Origin of the sequence: Kitasatospora sp. NPDC008115, assembly GCF_042957205.1 — a bacterium.
Classification (GTDB): domain Bacteria; phylum Actinomycetota; class Actinomycetes; order Streptomycetales; family Streptomycetaceae; genus Kitasatospora.
In genome coordinates, this window is record NZ_JBIBHU010000017.1 from 56004 (window position 1) to 79947 (window position 23944).

Here is a 23944-nt window from a genome sequence, read left to right on the forward strand (position 1 = left end):
GTCAGCACCGCCCGCAGAACACCGAGTCGAGGAGCCCGCCATGCCCACCAGGCCCGCCGTGCACGAATCCGTACTCGACGCGATCGGCGGGACACCGCTGTTCCGCCTCGCCCGGCTCGGCGCCGGCCTCGCCGCGCCGGTCTACGCCAAGGCCGAGTTCCTCAGCATCGGCGGCAGCGTGAAGGACCGCGCCGCGCTGTCCATGGTGCTGGCCGCCGAGCGGGACGGGCTGCTGGCGCCCGGCGGGACGATCGTGGAGGCGACCTCGGGCAACACCGGCATCGGCCTGGCCATCGTCGGCCGCCAGCGCGGGTACCGGGTGATCGCGGGGGTGGCCGACCGGGCGGCGCCGGAGAAGGCGGACATCCTGCGGGCGTACGGCGCCGAGGTGGTGCTCGCCCCGACCGCCGTCCCGCTGGAGGACCCGGCCCACCTGTTCAACGTCGTCCGCCGGCTCGCCGAGCAGACCCCGGGCGCCTGGCTCGCCGACCAGTACGACAACCAGGCCAATCCCGACGCCCACAGCCGCACCACCGGCCCCGAGATCTGGGAGCAGACCGGCGGCCGGGTGACCCGCTTCGTCGCGGGCGTCGGCACCGGCGGCACCATCACCGGCACCGGCCACCACTTGAAGGAGGTCTCCGGCGGCAGGGTCAGGGTGATCGGCGCCGACCCCGAGAGCTCCGTGTACGGCGGCGGGGACGGCAGCCCGTACTACGTCGAGAGCATCGGCCACTTCATCCACCCCGACACCGTCGAGGACCGCTGGCCGCAGGCCTACCGCGAGGACGTCGCGGACGCCTTCGAGCGCATTCCGGACCGCGAGTCGCTGCTGACGGCCCGCCGGCTGGCGCGCGAGGAGGGCATCCTGGCCGGGCCGTCGTCCGGCACGGCGGTGGCGGCGGCGCTGCGGGTGGCGCGCCGGCTGGGGCCGGAGGACCTGGTCGTAGTGCTGTTGCCGGACTCGGGCCGCTCCTACCTGTCCAAGGTGCACAGCGATTCGTGGATGCGGCAGTGGGGCTTCCTGGAGGGGGCGGAGAGCCTGCGTCCGCTGCTCGCCGGCGCCGGTCCGCTGGTCACCGTGGACGCGGGTGCGACGGTCGGCGAGGCGGTGCGGGCGCTGCGCGGCGTGCCGGGCGGCGTCGCCCCGGCGGTCCTGGCGCGGGCGGCGCGCCCGTACGGGGTGAGCGCGGCGGAGGTGGTGGGCTCGGTGTCCCGGGAGGTGCTGGCGGCGGCGCTCGCGGACGGCACCGCCGGGCCGGACGCTCCGCTGGGCGCCCTGCTCGGTCCGGCGCTGCCGGCGGTGGGCGTCGGGCAGTCGCCGGCGGAGGCCCGCGCGGCGCTCGGGGCGGAACACCCGGGCGTGCTGGTGCTGGTGGACGGCCGGGCCGCCGGGGTGCTGCCGCGGCCCGCGCTCACGGCGTAGTGCCGGATCGCCCCCGGAGACGGCCCCTGGGAGACTCGACGCCATGGCAGAGATCGAGATCGACGGCGCCCCCGCCGACCCCGCCCGGCTGGCGGCGCTGGGCCTGCTCAACTACGGGCACTTCACCACCCTGCGGGCCGAGGCCGGCGGCACCCGGGGCCTCGGGCTGCACCTGGACCGGCTGGTGCGCGACTGCCGCACGGTGTTCGGCGCCGCGCTGGACCGGGAGGAGGTGCGCGCCCGGATCCGCCGGGCGCTGCCGGCCGACGGCGCACCGGTGATCGTCCGGGTCACCGTGTTCGACCCGGCGCTCGGCCTGGAACGCCCCTCCGCCCCCGCCGTGCCGCACCTGCTGGTCACCACCCGCCCGGCGTCGGCCGCCGTGCCCGGGCCGCTGCGGGTGCGCACCGCCGCGTACCGGCGCGAGCTGCCGGAGGTGAAGCACGTCGGCCTGTTCGGCCTGCTGCACCAGCGCCGGCTCGCCCAACTCGAAGGCTACGACGACGCCTTGCTGATCGACGAGGCGGGCCGGGTCACCGAGGGCGCTACCTGGAACCTCGCGCTGTACGACGGCCGCGAGCTGGTCTGGCCGGACGCCGCCGCGCTGCCCGGTGTCACCGCCGCCCTGCTCACCGGCGCCCACCGGGGCCCGCAGCGGCGCGGGCCCGTCAGCGCGGACGGCCTCGGCCGCTTCGTCGCCGGCGTCGCCGTCAACGCGGGCGTCGGCGTCCGCCCGCTCGCGGCGGTCGACGGCACCGCCCTCGACCCGGCCCACCCGGTGGTCGCCGAACTGCGCGCCGCCTACGAGGGGGTCGCGCCGGAGCGGATCTGACGGGAGCGGATCGATCAGCGCGGATCCGACCGGAGCGGATCCGGCCGGAGTGGATCCGATCAGCGCGGATCCGACCGGCACCCGTCATCGACTGGCGTCACCGGGAGCACGGACGGGGGGATAACCCCACCCCCGGTCCGCCAGCGGCCCGTATGGTCCGCCGCACCCCGCCTTCCTAGCCTGGAACACGTCGACGACCGGCGACGATCCACGAAGGAAGGCCCCACCATGGCACCCCGCCGTTCCCGCCCCCAGCCCGAGCCGACCGGGCGCCCCGCCGCCCACGCCGCGATCGAGCTGCGCGGCGTCCGGCGCAGCTACGGCCGGGGCGGCGAGGCCGTGCACGCCCTGCGCGGCATCGACCTGGCGCTCGGCCACGGCACCTTCACCGCCGTCATGGGACCGTCGGGCTCCGGCAAGAGCACCTTCCTGCAGTGCGCGGCCGGCCTGGACCGGCCGACCGCCGGCGAGGTGTACCTCGGCGGCGAGGAGATCACCAAGCTGAGCGAGGACCGGCTCACCAAGCTGCGCCGCGACCGGATCGGCTTCGTCTTCCAGTCCTTCAACCTGCTGCCCTCGCTGACCGTGCTGCAGAACGTGCTGCTCCCGCAGCGCCTCGCCGGGGTGCGCCAGGACCGCGCCAAGGCCAAGGAGTTGCTCGCCCGGGTCGGCCTCGGCGACCACGGCCGCAGGCGCCCCGGGCAGCTGTCGGGCGGTCAGCAGCAGCGGGTGGCGATCGCCCGCGCGCTGATCACCGCCCCGGACGTGCTGTTCGCGGACGAGCCGACCGGCGCGCTGGACACCACGACCGCCCACGAGGTGCTCGGCCTGCTGCGGCGCGCGGTGGACACCATGGGCGCCACCGTCGTCATGGTCACCCACGACCCGGTGGCCGCCTCGTTCGCGGACCGGGTGGTCTTCCTGGCCGACGGCGCGTTCGCCGACGAGCTGTACCACCCGGACCCGAAGACGGTCGCGGACCGGATGGTCGGCCTGACCGTGCGCCCGGTGGGTGCGGCGGCATGAGCAACGGACTCGCGCGCGCCTCGGTGCGCTTCCGCCCGGCGTCCTTCGTCGGCACCTTCGTGGCGCTGCTGTTCGCCGCCGCCGTGATCATGGGCTGCGGCACGCTGCTGCAGACCGGCATCACCGCCTCGGTGCCGTCCGTCCGGTACGCCGAGGCGCCGGTCGTGGTGGCGGCCGACCCGAACGTCAGCATCACCTACAAGAAGAACGACGACTCCGACACCCACGAGCAGCCGCTGTCCGAGCGCGCCCGGGTGGACGCGGGGCTGGTGGCATCGATCGCCGCACAGCCCGGCGTCGCGGCCGCCCGCCCGGACACCGCGTTCCCGTTGCAGAGCGGCGCGCAGAACAACGCGGCGCAGGCCGCCACACCCCAGGCGCTCACCGGCCGGGGCTTCGCCGCGCTCGGCATCGCCGGCCCGCAGGACAAGCTGGTCGAGGGCCGCGCCCCCGGCGCGGGGGAGGTGGTGCTGGACGCCGACACGGCGCGCGCCGCCCACCTCGCGCCGGGCGCCACCGTGGCGCTGACCGCCCCCGGCGGCACCGGCACCTACCGGATCGCCGGCCTCGCCGCCTCCCAGCAGGCCGGCCCCACCGCCTGGTTCGCCGACGAGCAGGCCGACCGCCTCTCCGGACACCCCGGCCGGGTCGACGCCATCGCCGTCCAGCCCCGCGAGGGAATCGACCGCAAGGCCCTCACCGCCCAGGTGAAGCAGGCCGTCGGCGGCACCGCCGAGGTGCTGACCGGCAAGGGGCGCGGCGTCGTCGAGCAGCCCCTGCTCAACGAGGGCAAGGTGATGCTCATCGCCCTCGGCGGCTCCTTCGGCGGCACCGCCACCATGACCGCCGTGTTCGTGGTCATCTCCACCGTCGCGCTGGCGACCGGTCAGCGGGCCCGTGAGTTCGCCCTGCTGCGCGCCGTCGGCGCCACCCCGCGCCAGATCCGCCGCACCATCGCCACCGAGGCGATGCTGGTCGCGCCGCTCGCTGCCGCGCTCGGCATCCTGCCCGGCGTGGGCCTGGCCCGCTGGTGGTTCGACGGGATGGTGGAGCGCGGCGCCGTCCCGGCGGACGTCGAGCTGTCCGTCGGACCGATCCCGATGCTCGTCGCCGTCGCCGCGTGCACCCTGGCCGCCCTCGCCGCCGGCTACTTCGCCGCCCGCCGCCCCGCGCGGATGCGGGCCGGCCAGGCGCTGGGCGCGGCGGCCGTCGAACCGGCCCGGCTCGGCATCGTCCGCACCGTCCTCGGCGTGCTCTTCGCGGCCGGCGGTGTGACGCTCGCCGGTGTCGCCGCCGGCCTGGACGGCGAGAACGCCGCCAACACCGCGCTCGGCGTGGTGATGTCCTTCCTGGTCGCGGTCGCCCTGCTCGGCCCGTGGGTGGCCCGCGCCGCGGCCTGGGTGCTCGGCCTGCCGCTGCGGGCGGGCGGCGCGCCCGGCTCGCTGGCGGCCGACAACGCCCGGGCCAACGCCCGCCGGCTGGCCTCCGCGATCACGCCGATCGTGATGGTCACCGCCTTCTGCGGCACGCTGCTGTTCATGCAGAGCACCATCCGGCATGAGACCGGCGAGCAGGTGCGCGCCGGCATCACCGCCGACCACGTGCTCGGCTCCACCGGCCCCGGCCTGCCGGTCGCCGCGCCGGGAACGACCGCGTCCGGAACGACCGCGTCCGGAACGACCGCGTCGGGAACGAGCGGGACGCCCGCCACGGTCGGCGTCGTCGAGCGAGCGGCCAAGGTGCCCGGGGTGGACACGGCCGTCGGCGTGCTGCGCACCGGCATCGTCTACCGGACCGGCGACCAGTTGCTCTCCGCCACCGCGCTGGGCATCACCGGCGACCCGTCCCGGCTCCCCGAGGTGCTCGACCTCGGCGTGCGCAGCGGTTCGCTGGACGGGCTGGGCCGCACCACCGACACCGTCGCGCTCGCCACCGACCTGGCCTCCGCGCTGGGCGTGGAGGTCGGCGAGCACGTCCCGTTCTGGCTCGGCGACGGCACGCCGGCGAAGGCCCTGGTGGTCGCCACCTACGAGCGCGGGCTCGGCTTCGGCCAGGTGCTGCTGCCCCGGGCGGCGGTCGCGGAGCACGTCACCGCCGCCTACGACCACCAGGTGCTGGTCGCGGACGCACCCGGCGCCGACCGGGCCGCCGTCGCCAAGGGCCTGTCCGGCCTCGGCGTTCCCGGCCTGACGGTGACCGACCGGGCGGGCTTCGCGGCGCAGGCCGACAAGTCGCAGGAGATGGGTTCCTGGGCGAACACCGTGATGGCCGGCGTACTGGGCGGGTTCGCCGCCGTCACGGCGGCCAACACCCTGGTCATGACGGTGCTGGACCGGCGCCGTGAGGTGGCGCTGCTGCGGCTGGCCGGTACCACCCGGCGGCAGGTGCGCCACATGATGCGCTGGGAGGCGCTGCTGGTGGCCGCGGCCGGGCTGGGCGTCGGCTCGGTGATCGCCTGGCTCACCCTGGTGCCGATCACCCGGGGCATCGCCGGCGTGACGCCGTACGTCCCGGCCGGGACGGCACTGCCGCTGGCGGCCGGCGCCGTGGTGCTCTGCCTGGCCGCGACGGGGCTGCCGGCCCGGGCGCTGCTGCGGCTGAGCCCGGTGGCCGCGAGCGGCGGGAAGCAGTAGCGAGGGAGAACAGGGGCAGGACCTACGGGCCGGGCCCCGGTCCACCGGCGACGACGGGGGTGTCGCCGGTGGGCCGGGGCCCTCTGCCTTCGGGGTCCTTTCCTTCCGGGGCTCGGCCTTCCGGGGGCCTGAACGGGCGGTGCGTGCGGGGCGGCGCACCGCCCGTTCGGGTGACAAAGCCGCGCTGAACAGACGGGATAACGGGGTCGTCGGCCGGAAAGCGACGGCGGCGCGCGGATAGTTGAGGGGTGATCAGCCGCGCTCGCGGCCCGCGCCCGTCCCGGTGGCGTGTGCCCGTGGCGCCTGTCCCGCCCACCCCTCGCGCCGAGCGCGTCCGGCATGCCCGCCTCCCCGGCGCGCGCGCCCACCGCGCCCCGGCGCGCCCGGCAGAGAGAAGGCCGACCGTTGAGCAGTCCCCCGGTGATCCGTACGCCCCGCCTGCCGCTGTTCCCCTCGGCCCGTTCGTCGGGCCGTCCGCCGGCGCCCCCCGCGGTCCGCCTGCCGCGGCTCCTGCTGCGGGGCGCCACGACGGCCTCGGCCGCGCTGGTGCTGGCCGGGACGGTGCTGGCCGCGGGCTTCCTGAACGGCCACTACGAGGCGCTGCGGGCGCACGGGGTGGCCGCGATGGCACTGGGCGGCGTGCTGATCGTCCAGCTGCTGGCGGCCGCGCTGGTGCGCCGGGCCGCGGGGCCGACGGGGGAGCGCGGGCCGTGGTGGCCGCTCGCGGCGGCGGCACTGCTGCTGCTGGCGGACGGGGCGCAGACCGGGACCGGCTACGAGCGGGCGGTCGGCGTGCACGTCACGCTGGGGGTGCTGCTGGTCAGCGCGCACCTGTTCTGCCTGGTCGGCGCCTGGCGGCTGCCGCTGACGGCGTCCGCGCCGGCGTCCGCGCTCGCGCCCGCACCGGTGGCGGTGACGGCCGAGGACGGACCGGGCCGGCTGCCCCGGCCCTCCGGGACGGGGGCCGGCGCCGGCGGCCCGGTGGAGGTGGCGCCGTGAACCGCCGCCGGTTCCTCGGCGCCGGCGCCGCCGTGCTCGGTGCCGGCGCCCTCGGGGCCTTCACCGTCCCCGCCACCGCCCGGCTGCTGGCCGAGGGCCGCCCGGGGCGGCTGCTGCGCAGCGAGGTCCCGCTGCCGGACCCCTTCGAGGTGCCGCTCCCGGTGCCAGCCGTGCTCGCCCCGGTCCGCTCCGACGACACCGCGGACCACTACGAGCTTACCCAGCAGGTCGCCGCGCTGGAGATCCTGCCCGGCCTGCGCACCGAGGCCTGGACGTACGGGGGCACCTACCCGGGGCCGACCATCTCCGCCCGCTCCGGCCGCCGGACCGTGGTGAGCCACCGCAACGAGCTGCCGGTGCCCACCGTGGTCCACCTGCACGGCGGCCACACCCCGGCGGAGAGCGACGGCTACCCGGTGGACCTGCTGCTCCCGGCCGGCTCGTCCGACGACCACCTCGCGGCCCACGCCGGCGCGCATCCGATGGCCGGCATGTCAGGCATGTCAGGTATGTCAGGCATGTTCGGCATGGAGGGCATGGACGCCGACGGCTACCCCGCCCGCATCCTCACCGGCACCCGCGACTACACCTACCCGGGCCACCAGCGCGCCGCCACCCTCTGGTACCACGACCACCGGATGGGCTTCACCGGCCCGGCGATCTGGCGCGGCCTGACCGGCTTCCACCTGGTCCACGACGACGAGGAGGACGCCCTGCCGCTGCCGCGCGGCGACCGCGACCTGCCGCTGATGCTCGCCGACCGCGCCTTCGCCGCCGACGGCTCCTTCGCCTACCCGGCCACCGACCCCGACCTCGCCGTCCCGGGCGTCACCGACGAGTACATGAACGGCGTCCTGGGGGACGTCGTCCTGGTCAACGGCGCCCCCTGGCCGCGCGCCGAGGTGGACCGGGCCCGCTACCGGCTGCGCCTGCTCAACGCCTCCAACGCCCGGGTCTACCGGCTGGAGCTCGACCCGCAGCCGCCCGGCGGCGACGCGCTCGTCCAGATCGGCTCCGACGGCGGCCTGCTGGAGGAGCCCGTCGCGCACGACGCGGTCGAGATCGCGCCCGCCGAGCGCTTCGACCTGGTGGTGGACTTCTCCCGCTACCCGCCCGGCAGTTCGGTCCGGCTGATGAACCGCTTCGGCGGCGGGCGGACCGAGGAGGTGATGCTCTTCGAGGTCGGCTCAAGCCCGGTGAGCGACGACTCGGCCGTGCCCGAGCGGCTCTGCACCCTCGAACGGCTCGACCCCGAGGCCGCCGTCGCCACCCGGGTCTTCGGCTTCCGCCGCAGCCGTGACGGCGACTGGAGGATCAACAACCAGGGCTACCGGCCGGGCCGCGCGCTGGCCCGTCCGGCGCTCGGCGGCACCGAGGTCTGGCGGTTCTTCAGCGACGTCCACCACCCCGTCCACGTGCACCTGAACTCCTTCCAGGTGCTGTCGCGCAACGGCCGCGACCCGGGCCCGTACGACGAGGGCTGGAAGGACACCGTGGACCTGCGGCCGGCGGAGGCGGTGGAGGTGCTGGTGCGGTTCGCCGACTACCCGGGGTCGTACATGCTGCACTGCCACAACCTGGAGCACGAGGACATGGCGATGATGGCGGACTTCGTCGTGGAGTGACGGGCGAAGCCGCCGTCACCCGTTCGGCGGAGCGTGGGCGGGCGTCCCGGACGCCCGCCCTTGCGTTCGCGCGCCAGGGCCCGCGCCCCGACATGCCGCCTTGCCGCCGCTGCCCTAGCGTCACCCGGAGGGCCGATTCGCCGTTCCGCCCCGGAGCGCCATGCCGAGGAGTCGCAGATGACCAGTCCGACCGAACGCCGGCGGCGCGGCCGGGCCGCGCGCGACCGCATCCCGCGCTCCGCCCACGGCCGCTGGATCCCCGCCGCCGACCGGCCCGACCCGCTGGCCGTCCTGGAGGGGCAGGCCGAGGACCGGCTCACCGACCTCAACCCGATCCGCTACGGACGGATGGCCGAAACGCCGTTCGCCTACCTGCGCGGCGCCGCCGCCGTGATGGCCGCCGACCTCGCGGCCGTCCCCGAGACCGGCATCACCGTCCAGCTCTGCGGCGACGCCCACCTGTTGAACTTCGGCGTGTACGCCTCCCCGGAGCGGGCGCTGCTCTTCGACGTCAACGACTTCGACGAGACCTACCCCGGCCCCTTCGAATGGGACGTCAAACGGCTCGCCGCCAGCGTGGCCGTCGCCGCCCGCGACAACGGTCACGGCGACGACCACGCCCGCCGGGCCGCGCTCACCGCCGCGCAGGGCTACGCCCTCGCCGTGCGCCGGCTCGCCGGCCTCGGCGAACTCGACGTCTGGTACGCCCGGATCGACACCGACGACCTCCTGCCGCTGGTCCGCAGGAGCCGCCGCAAGCGGGTCGAGGCCACCCTCGACAAGGCCCGCCGCCGCACCAGCCTCCAGGCCTTCGGCAAGCTCACCGAGCAGGGCGAGGACGGCCGGCGCCGGATCGTCAGCGACCCGCCGCTGCTGGAACCCGTCCCGCGCGAGGAACTGCGCCGGGTCGGCAAGATCTTCGGCGACTACCGGGCCACCCTCGCCGAGGACCGCCGGGTCCTGCTCGACCGCTTCCGGCTGGCCGACGCCGCCCGCAAGGTGGTCGGCGTCGGCAGCGTCGGCACCCGCTGCTTCATCCTCCTGCTGGAGGGGCGCGACGAGAGCGACCCGCTGTTCCTCCAGATCAAGGAGGCCGGGCGGTCCGTCCTGGAGCAGCACCTGCCCGCCACCCGCCCGCCCGCCGAGGCCCCGGTGGTGCACGGCGGGCACCGCGTGGTCACCGGCCAGCGCCTGCTCCAGGCGGCCAGCGACATCTTCCTCGGCTGGACCACCGGCCCGGCCGGCCGCTACTTCTACGGCCGCCAGCTGCGCGACATGAAGGGCTCCGCCGACGTCGCCGGCATGACCCCCCGCGACCTGCGCGCCTACGCCGACCTCTGCGGCCGCGCCCTGGCCCGCGCCCACGCCCGCTCCGGCGACCGCATCGCCATCGCCGGCTACCTCGGCGGCTCGGACACCTTCGCCGAGGCCATCGCCGACTTCGCCCTCCAGTACGCCGACCGCACCACCGCCGACCACGCCGCACTGGAGTCGGCGATCGACGACGGCGCACTGGCCGCCCGGCGCGGAGTCTGAGGGGCCCCGCCCCCGGCTCCCCGGGCCCGCGGGGGTGGCCCTTGCGGAGGCGTTGTCAGTGGTCCGTGCCAGGATCTGCGGTCATGTTGGAGATCACGGTGCGGACGGAAAACGACGAGGGCCACCGGCAGCCGGGCGTCGAGGCGCTGGCGGGGCTGGTGCGGCGGATCGGGGCGAAGCGGGACCGGTTCCTGGTGGTCGAGCGGATACCCGATGAGCCGGACGTGTACGTCCAGGTGTGGCACGAGGAGGGGGAGGAGTACACCTTGGAGTACCGCGACGGTGGGCCGGACAGGCACTTCCAGGTGATCCTCGACGACGCGGAGCCGGTGATCGCCGTCATGACCGCCTGGGCGCGGCGGGAGCCCGGGTGGGGTGACGGGTTCGAGTGGCAGGCGCTGGAGCTGCCGTAGCGCCTGCCGTCGCCGGGAGTCGAGGGCGGCCGGTCCACTGAACCCGGCGCCCGTTGCGGGGTGCGCCGGGAAGGTCCGCTCAGGGTGCGGGGACGAGCAGGTGGAGGGCCGCCGGGACGGCGGTGACCTCGATCGGGAGGCGGGCCATGAACTCGCCGTCGGCGTAGGCGGTGATGCCGGGCGAGGAGAGGCGGAGCGACGGGGTGCGGTGGGTGGTGACCTCGGGGTGCCGGACGTGGGTGCCCTTGAACAGGGTGGGGAAGAAGCGGGCGACGCGGAGCCGTGGCATGGCGTCGACCAGGGTGACGTCCAGGAGGCCGTCGGCGGGGTCGGCGTCGGGGCAGATGAGCATGCCGCCGCCGTAGCTGGTGGTGTTGCCGACGGCGGCGAGGGTGAGGTCGCGGGTGATCTCGGTGCCGTCGGCGAGGGTGATCCGGAACGGCAGCGGGCGGAGGTTGGCGAACTCGACCGCGATGGCGAGGTGGTAGCGCAGCCGGCCGCGCGGCCACCGCAGGCGGTTGGTGCGGTCGCTGACGAGGGAGTCGAAGCCGCCGGCGAGGACGGAGCCGAACCATCGGGTGGTGCCGTCGTCGGCGGTGACCCGGCCGAGGTCGACGGTGCGGGTGTGGCCGGCGGCGATGACGTCGGCGGCGGCCTCCGGGTCGTCGCGGGGGAGGCCGTGGGCGCGGGCGTGGTCGTTGCCGGTGCCGGCCGGTATGACGCCGAGGGGGGTGCCGGTGCCGGCGACGGCTTGCAGGCCGAGGTTGATCATCCCGTCGCCGCCGACGACCACCAGGGCGTCGCACGAGCCGGAACCGGAACCGGAACCGGAGCCGGAGCCGGAGCCGGAACCGGAGGCGGCCGCGGCGCGGGCGAGGGCGAGCGACTCGGCGGCGGAGGCGCCCGCCCGGGCGTCCACGGTGATGCCCAGGGCGCGCAGGCGGGCGGTGGCGCGGTGGGCCGCCGGTTCGGCGTGGCCGGCGGCCGCCGCGGGGTTGGTGAGGAGAACGACGCGGGCGATGGTTCTCCGGCCGGTCATGGGATCAACTTGCCCGGGTTGAGGATGCCGGCCGGGTCGAGTTCGGCCTTGACCGCGCGCAGCACGCGCACGCCCAGGTCGCCGATCTCGTCGGCCATCCACGGGCGGTGGTCGGTGCCGACGGCGTGGTGGTGGGTGATGGTGCCGCCGGAGCGGACGATGGCGTCGCCGGCGGCACGCTTGGCGGCGGCCCAGCGCTCCAGCGGCTCCTCGCCGAGGGCGGCTACCACGGTGAAGTAGAGGGAGGCCCCGGTCGGGTAGACGTGCGAGATGTGGCACAGGACCAGGGCGCCGGGCAGGGCCTCGGTCAGCGCGGCGGTGACGGCGAACCGCAGGGCCGGCAGCTGCTGCCAGTTGGCGGCGGTCTCCAGCGTCTCGCACAGCGCGCCCGCGTCGAGCAGCGAGTCGCGCAGGTACGGGGCGTTGAACCGGCCGTGCTCCCAGGCCCGGGCGGGCGCCTCGCCGAGCGGGCTGCCACCGGCGGCGAGCAGCACGGCGCGGGTGAGCCGGTGGCGGGCGGAGACCTGCTCGGCGGTGCCCTCGAAGACGGTGACGGCCAGGCAGCCGGTCACCGCGGGCTCGCCGCCGATCTTCTCGGTCATCGCGAGGTTGATCATGGTCTCGGCCTCGTCGGAGAGCCGGATGACGGTCGGCCCGGTGCCCTGCTGCTCGACGGCGCGCAGCGCGGCCGCGCCGGTGGCGAAGTCGGGGAACGACCAGGCCTCGTACGCCTTGACGGCCGGCACGGGGTGCACGCGCACCCGTACGGCGGTGATCACGCCGAGGGTGCCCTCCGAGCCGAGGAACAGCTCGCGCAGGTCGGGGCCGGCGGCGGAGGCGGGGGCGCGGCCGAGGTCCAGCACGCCCGCCGGGGTGACGACGCGCAGCCCGCGCACCATCTCGTCGAAGCGCCCGTGGCCGGCCGAGTTCTGTCCGGAGGAGCGGGTGGCCGCGAAGCCGCCGATGGTGGCGAAGCGGAAGCTCTGCGGGTAGTGGCCGAGTTCGAACCCGCGCTCGCCGAGCAGGGCCTCGGCGGCCGGGCCGGTGAGGCCGGCGCCGAGCAGGGCCTCGCCGGAGGTCTCGTCGAGGTCGAGCAACTGGTCGAGGCGGCGCAGGTCGAGCGAGACGACGGCGGCGAAGGTGCCGCGCTCCGGCTCCAGGCCGCCGACGACGCTGGTCCCGCCGCCGAATGGCACGACGGCGATGCGGCGTTCGGCGCAGACGGCGAGCAGCGCGGCGATCTCGTCCTCGTCGCCGGGCAGCACGACGGCGTCGGGCGCGTCCTGCGGCTCGCGGGAGCGGCGGCGCAGCAGGTCGGGGGTGGACTTGCCGCCGGCCCGGGGGAGGCGGTCGGCGTCGGCGGTGCTGACGTGGGCCTCGCCGACGGCGGTGGCGAGCGCCGCGAGGTCCTCGGGGGAGAGGGCGGACGGCCGCAGCACGACCTCCGAGGCGTCCGGGCCGGGGGCGGCGTCGCCGGTGACGCCGAGGGCGGCGGCGAGCAGGCCCTTGATGTCGGCGGACAGCTCCTTGGCGAGGGCCGGGTCGCCCCAGGCGTCCCACTTCATCGGGGGGAGGGGCAGCCCGGCCGCACCGGCCGGTGCTGCTTGCTTCTCGGGGGTCATGCGTTACAGTTTTACACATCATGTCAAGTAGTAACGAGCCCCTGGGCGGGCGCTCCCGCGAGCGCGGAACCGACGATGCGATCCTCGACGCCGCCGCCGATCTGATCGTCCAACTCGGCGTCGGCCGAACCCAGTTGGCCGAGATCGCGCGCCGCGCCGGAGTGAGCCGGCCGACCGTCTACCGGCGCTGGCCGGACGTCCGGGCGGTGATCGGCGCGCTGCTCACCCGGGAGATCGGGGCCACCAGGGACGCCGTGTGGCTCGGCGGCGCCGACCGGGCCGCGTTCGTCGACGGCGTGGTCGAGGTGGCCGTCCGGCTGCGCGACCACCCGGTGCTCGGCGCGCTGCTGCGCTCGGCCGACTCCGACCTGCTCTTCGAGTACGTGGTCGAGCGCCTCGGCGCCAGCCAGCGCGGGCTGCTGGAGGCACTGCGGGCCGGCATCGTCCAGGGGCAGCAGCACGGGTCGATCCGGGCCGGCGAGCCGCTCGAACTCGCGGCGATGGTGCTGCTGATCGCCCAGTCCACCGTCCAGTCGCACCGGATGGTCGCCGCGCTGCTGCCCGAGGCGGCTTGGCGGCGCGAACTCGCCCGCGCCCTCGACGGGTACCTCGCGCCCTGACCCCTCGACCGCCAGCAGTCCGACCGTCAGCAGTTCGATCGCCACGGAGGCCGCAGATGACCACCACCGCCGGCCCCTTCGCCGGAACCACCCGCCTCACCGCCCGCCGCCGGGAGTCGGAGCTGGACGCGCTCGCCGCCGGCCCGGCCGTCGACCTGCTGGTGATCGGCGGCGGCGTGACCGGCGCGGGCGTCGCGCTGGACGCGGCCGCCCGCGGGCTGACCGTGGTCCTGGTGGAGGCCCGCGACCTCGCGTTCGGCACCAGCCGGTGGAGCTCCAAGCTCGTCCACGGCGGCCTGCGCTACCTCGCCTCGGGGCGGGTCGGCGTGGCCCGGGAGAGCGCCGTCGAGCGCGGCGTGCTGATGACCCGCACCGCCCCGCACCTGGTCCGCCCGCTGCCCCAACTGGTGCCGCTGCTCGACGGGTTGATGAAGCCGGGGCAGGCCGCACTGGTCCGCGCCGGCTTCCACGCGGGCGACGCGCTGCGACTGAGCGCGGGCACCCCGGGCCGGCTGCTGCCGCGCGTGCGCAGGGTGGGTGCCGCACGGGCCCGCGCCCTGGTGCCGGGCCTGCGCGCCGCCGGGCTGTCCGGCGCGCTGGTCGCGCATGACGGCCAACTCGTCGACGACGCACGCCTGGTGGTGGCTCTCGCCCGGACGGCGGCGCAGTACGGGGCGTCCGTGCTGACCCGGGTGCGCGCCGAGCGGGTGACCGGCACGGGCGCCCGGCTCACCGACACCGTGACCGGCGAATCGTTCCTGCTCGGCGCCCGCGCCGTCGTCAACGCCACCGGCGTCTGGGCCGGCGAGGTGGACCCGTCCATCCGGCTGCGCCCCAGCCGGGGCACCCACCTGCTGGTCGACGCGGCCGCGCTCGGACGGCCGGACGCCGCGCTCACCGTGCCCGTCCCCGGCTCCACCAGCCGGTTCGTCTTCGCCCTGCCGCAGCAGCTCGGCCGGGTGGCGATCGGCCTCACCGACGAGGACGCGCCCGGCCCGATCCCGGACGAGCCGCAGCCCACCGAGGCCGAGCTGGACTTCCTCCTCGACACCGTGAACACCGCCCTGGAGACCGCCCTGACCAGGGACGACGTGCTCGGCGCGTACGCCGGGCTGCGCCCGCTGATCGACACCGGCGACGGCGCCACCGCCGACCTCTCCCGGCAGCACGCCGTGCTGGAGTCCCCGGACGGCGTGATCACCGTGGTCGGCGGCAAGCTCACCACCTACCGCCGGATGGCCGAGGACGCCGTGGACACCGCCGTCCGCCTGCGCGGGCTGCCCGCCCGCGCCTGCTGGACGGCCCGCCTGCCGCTGGTCGGCGCACCCGGTCACCGCGACAGCCGCCCGGCGCCGGAGGGCGAGGTGGCGGCCTCGCTGCTCGCCCGGCACGGCGGCGCGGCGTGCGAGGTGCTGGCGGTGGGGGAGGAGCGGCTGGGCGCCGGCTACGGCGCGCCGGTCGCCGAGGGCATCGACGTCACCCGCGCCGAGATCGCGTACGCGCTCACCCACGAGGGCGCGCTGGACGCCGAGGACGTGCTGCACCGCCGCACCCGGATCGGCCTCGTCCCGGCCGACGCCGAGCGGGCCCGCGCCGCCGTCGAGGAGATCGCCGCCAAGGCGTAGCTACCGTTCGGTCTTCTCCGCCATCGGGTGCACCGCCCCGCCCAGCTCAAGCGAGCAGCGCAACGGCCGCTCCGGCTCGCCCGTCCGCTCCAGCCGCACCGCCACCGGCAGCGGCGGCTCCTCGGCGAGCTGGGCGGCGAGCGTGAGCGGATACACCCCGTGACCGTGCACCCGGTGGAAGGCCACCTCCTTGCCGTCCACCAGCAACTCGGCTCGGTGATCCAACCGGACCGGACGTTCACCGTGACGGAGTGCCCACCCCGGTCGAGGTGGAAGCTGTGCCGCTGGCGCATGGGGACCTCCCGGCGAATCCGGCGGAACCGAAGTCAGTCTACGACCAATCCGGCAAAGTGCTCCGATCCACGGCAAGGGGAATGATCTTGTCAAAAAGCCGACATTGACAGGAAAAACTACCCGGTGTGACCGATGGCATGCGATCTGTTATCTGATCGTCATCTGAAAGCCCCCTGAGAAGCTGCTGTGAGTGAGAGGTTGTGCCTCGGCTTTAGGTAAGCCACTCAAGCTCTTTGACGACATTTCGGAAGGGCCGATGTCACAACTCTCACGAGCCTCGTCCGCGTTCGCGGGCGGGGCCTTTTCTTCGCGCTGGATGCGCCGGATATCGGGCGTCCTGACGCTCGGTCTACTGGTGCAGACAGGTGTCGCGTTCGACGCGCTGACGGCGGCGCCGGCCGAGGCCGCGCCCGCCCCCAACACCACTCCGTCCCCCACGGCCGAGGCGACCGACGAGGCGTCCGCCCTGCTGGCGGCCCGCCTCCAGGGCCGCCGGATCGAGGTCACCAAGGCACGGACCGAGTTCACCACCCTGTGGGCGAACCCGGACGGGACGCTGACCTCGGACCGGTCCGTCGGCCAGGTCCGGATGAAGGTCGGCGACGCCTGGGTGCCGGTCGACACCACGCTGGTGCAGACGTCCGACGGCAAGGTCGCGCCGAAGGCGCACCCCGAGGGCGTGGTCTTCGCGGGCGGCGACGCGGGGGTGACGACCGGCGACAGCCTGCCGGCGGCTCCCGGGGCTCCCGGGGCCGCCGCGGCCAAGGCGGCTCCCGCCGCCCCGTCGGCCGACCAGCCGTCCGCCGACCAGCCGTCCGCCGACCAGCCGTTGCCCCCGTCGAGCCCCTTGGCCGACCCGGCCGCGCCGGCGCTCGCCGAGCAGCCGATGGCCTCGATCGGCTCCGGTGACCAGCAGATCTCCTTCGGCTGGCTGGGCAGGCTGCCCAAGCCCAGGCTGGAGGGCAAGAAGGCGACCTACGTCGACGCCCGCCCCGGCGTCGACCTCGTCCTCCAGGCGACCAGGACCGGCTTCGAGCAGTTCCTGATCGTGAAGAATCGTTCCGCCATCTCGCAGGCCGGCACGTTCACGCTCCCGCTCGACACCACCGGCCTCGACGTCGCCGCGCAGCCGGACGGTTCGATCCAGCTGCTGGACAAGGCCACCGGCAAGCAGGCCGTCAGGATCCCGGCGCCGGTCATGTGGGACGCCACGGTCGACGAGGCCTCGCAGGAGCACCTCAACCGGGCCCCGGTGACCATGGAGCTGCGCGGCCAGGGCGCGGACACCGAGCTGGTGTTCACCCCGGACGCGGCGTTCCTCGCCGACGCGCGGACCCAGTACCCGGTCACCGTCGACCCGATCGCCGACGTCGCCACGACCTTCGACACCTACATCCAGAACAACGAGAACTCCGACAACTCGTCGGCCGATCTCCTGAAGCTGGGCAGCTACGACGGTTCGGTCCGGGCCCGTTCGTTCCTGACGATCCCGGGTGCCGACTTCAACGGCAAGCAGATCCTCGGCGCCACGCTCAACCTGTACAACTTCCACTCCTCCTCCTGCATCGCGAAGCAGTGGGAGGTCTGGAACGCGCCGGGCGCGGCCGGCTGGATGCGGTGGAACAACATGCCGCAGCCGGAGAGCAAGTGGGCGACGTCCAACGACACCTACGACAACGACGGCGGCGACACCCACCACTGCACCGCCGGTGACGGCTCGGTGTGGGCCAAGGCCGACGTCACCGGGATGATCCGGCACTTCGCCCAGTTCGGCTACCACGACTACGGCTTCCTGCTGAAGGCGGCGGACGAGTCCAGCAGCCTCTCCTGGAAGAAGTTCGACTCCGCCGAGGGCGACTACCCGCCGTACATCTCGGTCACCTACAACACCGTCCCGGCGACCCCGGCCACCGTCCAGGTGCAGCCCTCGCAGCCGGGCAACCCGGCCTACACCCCGGACGCCAACCCGCGCTTCCAGGTGCAGGCCGCCGACGTCGACAGCGACGCGCTCACGGTCTACCTGGACCTGTGGCGCGGCAGCACCTTCATCGGCAGCATCGCCAGGCCCACCCCGAACGGCGCCCTCGCCACCGTCCGCCCGTCCGACTACGGCCTCGCCAGGCTCGACGAGGGCGTGCAGTACTCGATCTGGGCGATGCTGGACGACGGCAAGTCCCGCTCCGGCTGGGTCGGCACCCACCTGATCGCCGACACCGTCAAGCCCGGCGCGCCGTTCGTCACCTCCGCCGACTACCCGTCGGACACGCTGTGGCACGGCGCCGCCAACCAGGCCGGCGCGTTCACCTTCACGCCCCCGCAGGGCACCGACGACCTGACCGCCTACGTCTACACGCTGGACGGCGGCACCCCGGTCACGGTCAACGCCACCGCGGCGCTGACCACGTCGATCACCCCGACCACCGAGGGCCGGCGCGTGCTCAGCGTGCAGGCCAAGGACCGTGCGGGCAACCTGTCCCCGCCCACGGTCTACACCTTCCAGGTCGGCCAGGCCGGTCTGAGCTCGCCGGTCAACGGCAGCCAGTCGGCCAAGCGCGTCAAGCTGTCCGTCGACGCCCAGGCGCAGTTCAAGCGGGTGGTCTACGAGTACCGCCGCGGCCCCGGCGCCACCGAGTACACGGTGCCCCGGACGAACCTGACCAAGGCGGACAACACCCCGGTCACCGAGGACAAGCCGCTGCTGTCGGACCTCGGTCCGCACGCCAACTGGACGGTCGTCGACACGCTCGGCAACGTCGGCGGCGTCCTCCAGGTCCGCGCCAGGCTGTTCCCGCAGGACGGCTCCGGCGCGGGCTACGCGACCGTGTGGAACACCATCACGGTGGACCGCAACGCCGACGGCGCGGCCTCCAGCGAGGTCGGCCCGGGCTCGGTCAACCTGCTGACCGGTGACTACTCGGTCAACGTCACCGACGCCAACGAGTTCGGCATGTCGGTGGCCCGTACCTCCTCATCGCGCGACCTCGCGCGCGGGTGGCAGCCGCAGGGCGAGCGCCTGACGGCCAATCAGCGCCAGGTGGGCACCGACCTCACCGGCTTCACCCCCGGCCAGGCGGACATCAGCCGCTCGACCGCCCGCGGCCACGACAGCTCCACCGACTCGCTGCTGGTCAAGCCCGGTAGCGGCTGGGACAGCTACGCGGCCGTCGGCCCGGAGTACACCCTCGCCCAGGGCATGCAGCCCGGTAAGACGTACCGTCTCACCGGCTGGATCTACGTTCCCGGCGCGACCGGCCTGGACAACCCGCTCGCCGACCGCGGCCTGACCCTCACCGGTCTGTACCACACCGCGGCCGGCTACGGCCAGACCACCTCCAAGAAGGCCTCGTTCACGGACGGCTGGCAGCAGCTGACCGTCGACATGGCCGTTCCGAAGGACGCCGACCAGGCGTGGTTCCGGCTCTACAACGGCAACCTGCCCGGCACGGGCAAGGAGGTCTTCTTCGACGACCTGTCGCTGAAGGAGATCGTCGCGCCGTTCGGTCCGCAGTGGGCCGGCGGCCCCGACGCGGGCGCCGGGTCCGACTACCGCTCGCTGTCGTTCCCGCAGTCCGACCTGGTCGAGATCAAGGGCAACGACGACACGGCGATCACCTTCGCCAAGGGCACCGACGGGACGCTGTTCCCGGAGCCGGGCGCCGAGTCGCTCACCCTGAAGGCCGTGCCGGCCACCTCCGGTGCGATTGTGCTCAACACCAACGGCCTGTGCCTGGAGGTGCCGAACGGCTCCGCGGGCAACGGCGCGGTGCTGCAGAGCGCGCCGTGCACCGGTGCGACCAACCAGCAGTGGACCCGGGGCGACGACCTGACGCTGCGGGTGCTCGGCTACTGCCTCGACAACCCGTGGGGCGTCTCGGCCGACAATACCCGGCTGACCCTGTGGGGCTGCAACGGCGGCGACAACCAGCAGTGGGAGGTGCACTCCAACGGCATCCTGGTGAACCGCCACTCGGGCAAGTGCCTGGACGCCTACAACGGCGCCACCATCTGGTCGTGCTGGGCCGGGGCCAACCAGGTCTGGGACGTGCAGACCAACGGCACCACCTACGAGCTGAGCGAGCTGGACGGCTCCAAGACCGTCTTCGCCCGCCAGGCCGGCTCGAACATCTACCAGGTCATCGCCGACATCGGTCCGGAGGCGGCCTCCGCCACCCGGTACCAGTACGACACCGCCGACGGCCGCTCGCTGGTCAAGCGTGTGATCCCGCCGGTCGACCCGGGCGTCGACGACGCCAACCACTGCTCGGTCGCCCCGCTGCCGCGCGGCTGCGAGGTCATGGAGTACGACTACGCGAAGGTCACCACGGCGACGGCCACGACGTCCGGTGACTACGTGGACCGCATCCGCTCGGCGAAGGTCTGGTCGTGGAACCCGGCCACGTCGCAGCAGGAGGCCGTCGAGGTCGCGCACTACGTGTACGACGACAAGGGCCGCCTGGCCCAGGTCTGGGACCCGCGCCTGGCGCAGCCGCTGAAGACCACGTACAGCTACGACGCGGACGGCCGGGTCACCCGGATCGGTGCCGCCGGTGAGCTGCCGTGGAACTTCGACTACGGCCAGGCCGCGGCCGACCAGGACCCGGGGCGCCTGCTGAAGGTCCGCCGCGCGGCCCTGGCGCAGGGCAGCAAGGACCAGGTCAACGGCGAGGTCACGACCAACGTCGTCTACGAGGTGCCGCTGACCGTCGGCGCGGGCGGTCCGTACGACCTGTCCGGCGCGGAGACGGCCACCTGGGCGCAGCTGGACGCGCCCACCGACGCCACGGCCGTGTTCGGTCCCGAGGACGACCCGGGTGCCAACACCGCCACGGCGGTCAAGCCCGGCCCGAACGGCTACAAGCCGGCCACCGTCCACTACCTCAACGCCTCCGGCAACGAGGTCAACACGGCTAGCCCGTCGGTCACCGCCGGCGGTGACATCGACACCACCGAGTACGACCGCTACGGCCATGCCGTCCGCACCCTGGAGGCGACCAACCGCGCGATCGCGCTCGGCACCTACCCGGACGCCGACCGCTTCACCGCCGAACTGGGCCTGCCCCAGATCCCGGCCGAACTGCTCGCCGCGAACCTGACCGACGAGCAGAAGGCGCGCAAGGCCGAGATCACCAAGTCCCGGGCCCGGCTCCTGGACTCGCGCACCACCTACAGCGCGGACGGCCTCGACGTCGTCGAGACCCTCGGCCCGGTCTACCGCGCCTCGCTCGCCGAGCAGGTGAACGGCCAGACCACGCCGGTCACCGTCACCTCGGAGGCCGAGAAGCTGCCGCAGCTCGGCGCCACCGTGCCGGTCCAGATCGACAACGACTGCTGCGGCCTGCTCTGGTCCGGTGGCGCGCACCTCAGCGTGCGGGCGACCGCCCCGGGCGGCTATGACGTGGTGCGGGTCAACGTGCCGGAGGAGGGCGACTACCTGCTCTCCGGTCAGCAGACCAAGAACGGTGACCACGGGATCGTGCAGTTCGCGATCGACGGCCAGAACCTCGGCCAGCCGATCGACCAGTACTCCGCCGACCCGGTCGTGGTCCCCTACACGGTCGGCACGCCGATCCACCTGGCGCGTGGTGACCACGAGCTCAAGCTCACCATCACCGACACCAACGCGGCCAGCAGCGGCGCGCGTTACCACGCCGGCCTGGACACGGTCACGCTGACCAAGACCACCGTGAACCCGACGCTCCTGGCCGGGACCTCGGTGGTGGCGCGTGACCACAACACCAACACCTACGACGAAGGGAAGCCCGACGGCCAGGCGTACCACCTGGTCACCACCCAGACCGACGGCGCCCGGATCGACGGCTACGCCGACGACGTCGAACTGCGGGTCACCAAGAACGGCTACGGCACCCCGATCGGCGGGACGTCGGGCTGGACGCTGAAGACCGCGACGTCGGTCACCACCGACGCCGCCCCGGGCGGCGCCAACCTGACGTCCACGGTGAAGTACGACGCCTCGGGGCGCGCCCTCGAATCCCGCAAGCCGGGCTCCACGGGCACCGATGCCGGGACGGTGAAGTCGGTGTTCTACACCGCCGGCGCCAACCCGGACGACGCCGCGTGCGGTAACCGTCCCGAGTGGGCGGGCCGGCCCTGCGTCACCGGTCCGGGCGGCGCCGTCGCCGACGCGGACGCGACGCGGATGCCGACCACCCTGCCGGTCAAGCGGGTCACCCGCTACTCGCCCTCCGGCGAGGCGGAGGAGGTGACCGAGACCAACGCGGGCAAGTCCCGCAAGACGGTCACCACCTTCGACGGCGCGGACCGGATCACCTCCACCGAGATCACCTCGGACGAGGGCAAGGCGCTGCCGAAGGTCACCACCGAGTACGACCCCGCCACCGGGAACCTGGTCAAGACGACGGCCGGCGGCAAGTCGCTAACCCGGGTGATGGACCAGCTCCGCCGGCTCATCTCGTACACGGACGCCGACGGCGGCACCACCACCTCGGAGTTCGACAAGTTCGGCAAGCCCGTCAAGGTGACCGACCCGACCGGGTTCACCACCTACACGTACGACCGCGCGAAGGAGCCGCGCGGACTGGTCACCTCCGTCAACGACAGTGTGGCCGGTGAGTTCACCGCGAAGTACGGTCCGGACGGCCAGCTGGTCGAGCAGACCTACCCCGGCGGGATCGTCCGCAAGGACACCACCAACGCGGTGGGTGAGGCCACCAGCCGCACTTACACCCGTACCAGCGACAACAAGGTGATCTGGGCCCAGACCACCGACATCTCCACCCAGGGCCAGGTGGCCAAGGACACCAGCTCCACCGCCACCCGGACATACCAGTACGACCGGCTCGGCCGGCTGGTGAAGGCCGAGCAGTCCACGGTCGCCTCCGGCTGCGTCACCCGCCAGTACGCCTTCGACGCCCGCTCCAACCGGCTGTCCAAGCAGACGTCCCCCCAGGGCGCGTCCGGCGAGTGCACCACCACCGGAGCGGTCGCGGAGAACCACACCTACGACGGCGCCGACCGTCTGATCGACGCGGGCTTCACCTACGACGCCTTCGGGCGCACGGTGACGACCGCGACCGGCGCGACCAACACCTACTGGGCCAACGACCGCGTCGCCGCCCAGGAGAAGGGGGACACCAAGCAGGAGTGGGCCGTCGACGCCGCCCACCGCCTGACCGCGTTCACCACGTCGAAGAAGCAGGCGGACGGCTCCTGGGCCGGCGCCACGTCGAAGCTGAACCACTACGGCGACGACTCCGACGAGGTCCGCTGGACGATCGAGGACACCGCTCAGGGCACCCTGACCCGCAACGTCTCGGGCCCCGACGGCGACCTCACCGCCACCACCAGCGGGACCGGCGACATCCGGCTCCAGCTCACCAATCTGTTCGGCTCGGTGGTCATCACCACCGACACCGCGCTCACCACCCCCGTCGTCCTCGACTTCGACGAGTTCGGCATCCCCCAGGACGGCCAGGCCACCGCGCGGTACGGGTGGCTCGGCGGCAAGCAGCGCTCCGCCGAGGCCCTCGACGGCGACATCCTCATGGGTGCCCGCCTCTACAGCCCCGCCCTGGGACGCTTCCTGCAGATCGACCCGGTCCCCGGCGGCAACGCCGGTGCCTACGACTACTGCACCGGCGACCCGGTCAACTGCACCGACCTCGACGGCAACTGGGGCATGCCCAAGTGGCTGAAGAAGACGGTCCAGGTCGTCGCCGTCGTCGCCGAGATCGCCTCCAACATCCCCGGACCCATCGGAGCGGTCTCGGCAGCGGTCTCCTCGGTCTCCTACGCGGCCACGGGCAACTGGGCCAAGGCCGCCGAGATGGCGATTACGGCGGTCGCGGCCACGGTGGGTGCCGGACCGGTCGTGAAGGCGGTCGCCGCAGCGGCAACCACGGTGAAGGCCTCGGTCAAGACGGGGGTCCACGCCGGGCTCGCGGCGGCTTCCAAGACGACGAGGAAGCCGAACGCGATCTTCAAGGACTCCAGGGTGGGCGTGCGGCTCTTCCGGATGCCGGTCATCGGAACGAAGTCGAGGCTCTTCGGTGACACGGTCGGCGGAGCCAAGAAGCCCGGTCTCCTGAACCCGCCCGGCAATCAGCACAAGTGGGCGGCCGGCTGGAGTGTCCGGACGAACTTCAAGGGGAAGGACGTCAAGTTCCGGGCCCACCCCGGGCAGTCCCATTCGAAGAAGAAGCAGAAGGCCCGGACGGTGTTCCGCGTCAAGGTGGCGGGACACAAGTTCGATCTCTTCAACGGGCCGTGGAGGTAA

14 protein-coding genes are annotated in these 23944 nt (G+C 74.1%); 11 read left to right on the forward strand and 3 right to left on the reverse strand.

Annotated elements, in window-relative coordinates; genetic code table 11:
* The first annotated feature begins 40 nt into the window (after window positions 1-40).
* The 8 genes from ACFZBX_RS21765 to ACFZBX_RS21800 all read left to right on the forward strand — a co-directional run bounded on the left by ACFZBX_RS21765 (window position 41) and on the right by ACFZBX_RS21800 (window position 10490).
* Window positions 41-1426, forward strand: a complete 1386-nt coding sequence (locus ACFZBX_RS21765; RefSeq protein WP_391535413.1) for a pyridoxal-phosphate dependent enzyme — start codon at window positions 41-43, stop codon at window positions 1424-1426.
* Window positions 1427-1469: 43 nt separating this feature from the next.
* Window positions 1470-2258 carry an aminotransferase class IV gene (locus ACFZBX_RS21770; protein ID WP_391535414.1) on the forward strand — a complete coding sequence of 263 codons (789 nt, stop codon included), beginning with the start codon at window positions 1470-1472 and terminating at the stop codon, window positions 2256-2258.
* A gap of 228 nt (window positions 2259-2486) precedes the next feature.
* Complete coding sequence (locus ACFZBX_RS21775; protein ID WP_391535415.1) at window positions 2487-3284, forward strand: ABC transporter ATP-binding protein; 798 nt, start codon at window positions 2487-2489, stop codon at window positions 3282-3284.
* Entirely contained in the window at window positions 3281-5917 is a 2637-nt protein-coding gene (locus ACFZBX_RS21780; protein ID WP_391535416.1) for an FtsX-like permease family protein, read from the forward strand. The genes ACFZBX_RS21775 and ACFZBX_RS21780 overlap by 4 nt, the downstream gene beginning before the upstream one ends.
* 405 nt (window positions 5918-6322) lie before the next feature.
* Window positions 6323-6916: a hypothetical protein gene (locus ACFZBX_RS21785; RefSeq protein WP_391535417.1), complete on the forward strand. Its 594-nt coding sequence runs from the start codon at window positions 6323-6325 to the stop codon at window positions 6914-6916.
* The gene (locus ACFZBX_RS21790; RefSeq protein ID WP_391535418.1) at window positions 6913-8541 is read left to right on the forward strand and encodes a multicopper oxidase family protein; all 1629 of its coding nucleotides are present in this window, start codon (window positions 6913-6915) and stop codon (window positions 8539-8541) included. Before ACFZBX_RS21785 ends, ACFZBX_RS21790 begins: the two co-directional genes overlap by 4 nt.
* Window positions 8542-8718: 177 nt before the next feature.
* Window positions 8719-10077: a DUF2252 domain-containing protein gene (locus tag ACFZBX_RS21795; protein ID WP_391535419.1), complete on the forward strand. Its 1359-nt coding sequence runs from the start codon at window positions 8719-8721 to the stop codon at window positions 10075-10077.
* A gap of 83 nt (window positions 10078-10160) precedes the next feature.
* Window positions 10161-10490 carry a hypothetical protein gene (locus ACFZBX_RS21800; RefSeq protein ID WP_391535420.1) on the forward strand — a complete coding sequence of 110 codons (330 nt, stop codon included), beginning with the start codon at window positions 10161-10163 and terminating at the stop codon, window positions 10488-10490.
* 79 nt (window positions 10491-10569) lie between these two features.
* Here ACFZBX_RS21800 and ACFZBX_RS21805 read toward each other — a convergent pair whose 3' ends face one another.
* A complete protein-coding gene (locus tag ACFZBX_RS21805; protein ID WP_391535421.1) occupies window positions 10570-11529 on the reverse strand; it encodes a diacylglycerol kinase in 960 nt (319 codons plus the stop codon).
* Complete coding sequence (locus ACFZBX_RS21810; RefSeq protein WP_391535422.1) at window positions 11526-13151, reverse strand: FAD-binding oxidoreductase; 1626 nt, start codon at window positions 13149-13151, stop codon at window positions 11526-11528. The genes ACFZBX_RS21805 and ACFZBX_RS21810 overlap by 4 nt, the downstream gene beginning before the upstream one ends.
* A gap of 20 nt (window positions 13152-13171) precedes the next feature.
* Here ACFZBX_RS21810 and ACFZBX_RS21815 point away from each other — a divergent pair, with 20 nt between their 5' ends.
* Both ACFZBX_RS21815 and ACFZBX_RS21820 read left to right on the forward strand, forming a co-directional pair.
* Window positions 13172-13771: a TetR/AcrR family transcriptional regulator gene (locus ACFZBX_RS21815; protein WP_391535423.1), complete on the forward strand. Its 600-nt coding sequence runs from the start codon at window positions 13172-13174 to the stop codon at window positions 13769-13771.
* A gap of 56 nt (window positions 13772-13827) precedes the next feature.
* On the forward strand, window positions 13828-15396 hold the full coding sequence (locus ACFZBX_RS21820; protein WP_391535424.1) for a glycerol-3-phosphate dehydrogenase/oxidase: 1569 nt from the start codon (window positions 13828-13830) through the stop codon (window positions 15394-15396).
* Here the strand turns inward: ACFZBX_RS21820 and ACFZBX_RS21825 are convergent, their stop codons facing one another.
* Entirely contained in the window at window positions 15397-15621 is a 225-nt protein-coding gene (locus ACFZBX_RS21825; protein WP_391535425.1) for a hypothetical protein, read from the reverse strand.
* Between the two features lie 385 nt (window positions 15622-16006).
* On the opposite strand from ACFZBX_RS21825, the gene ACFZBX_RS21830 reads away from it, so the two are divergent.
* Window positions 16007-23944, forward strand: a complete 7938-nt coding sequence (locus ACFZBX_RS21830; protein ID WP_391535426.1) for a ricin-type beta-trefoil lectin domain protein — start codon at window positions 16007-16009, stop codon at window positions 23942-23944.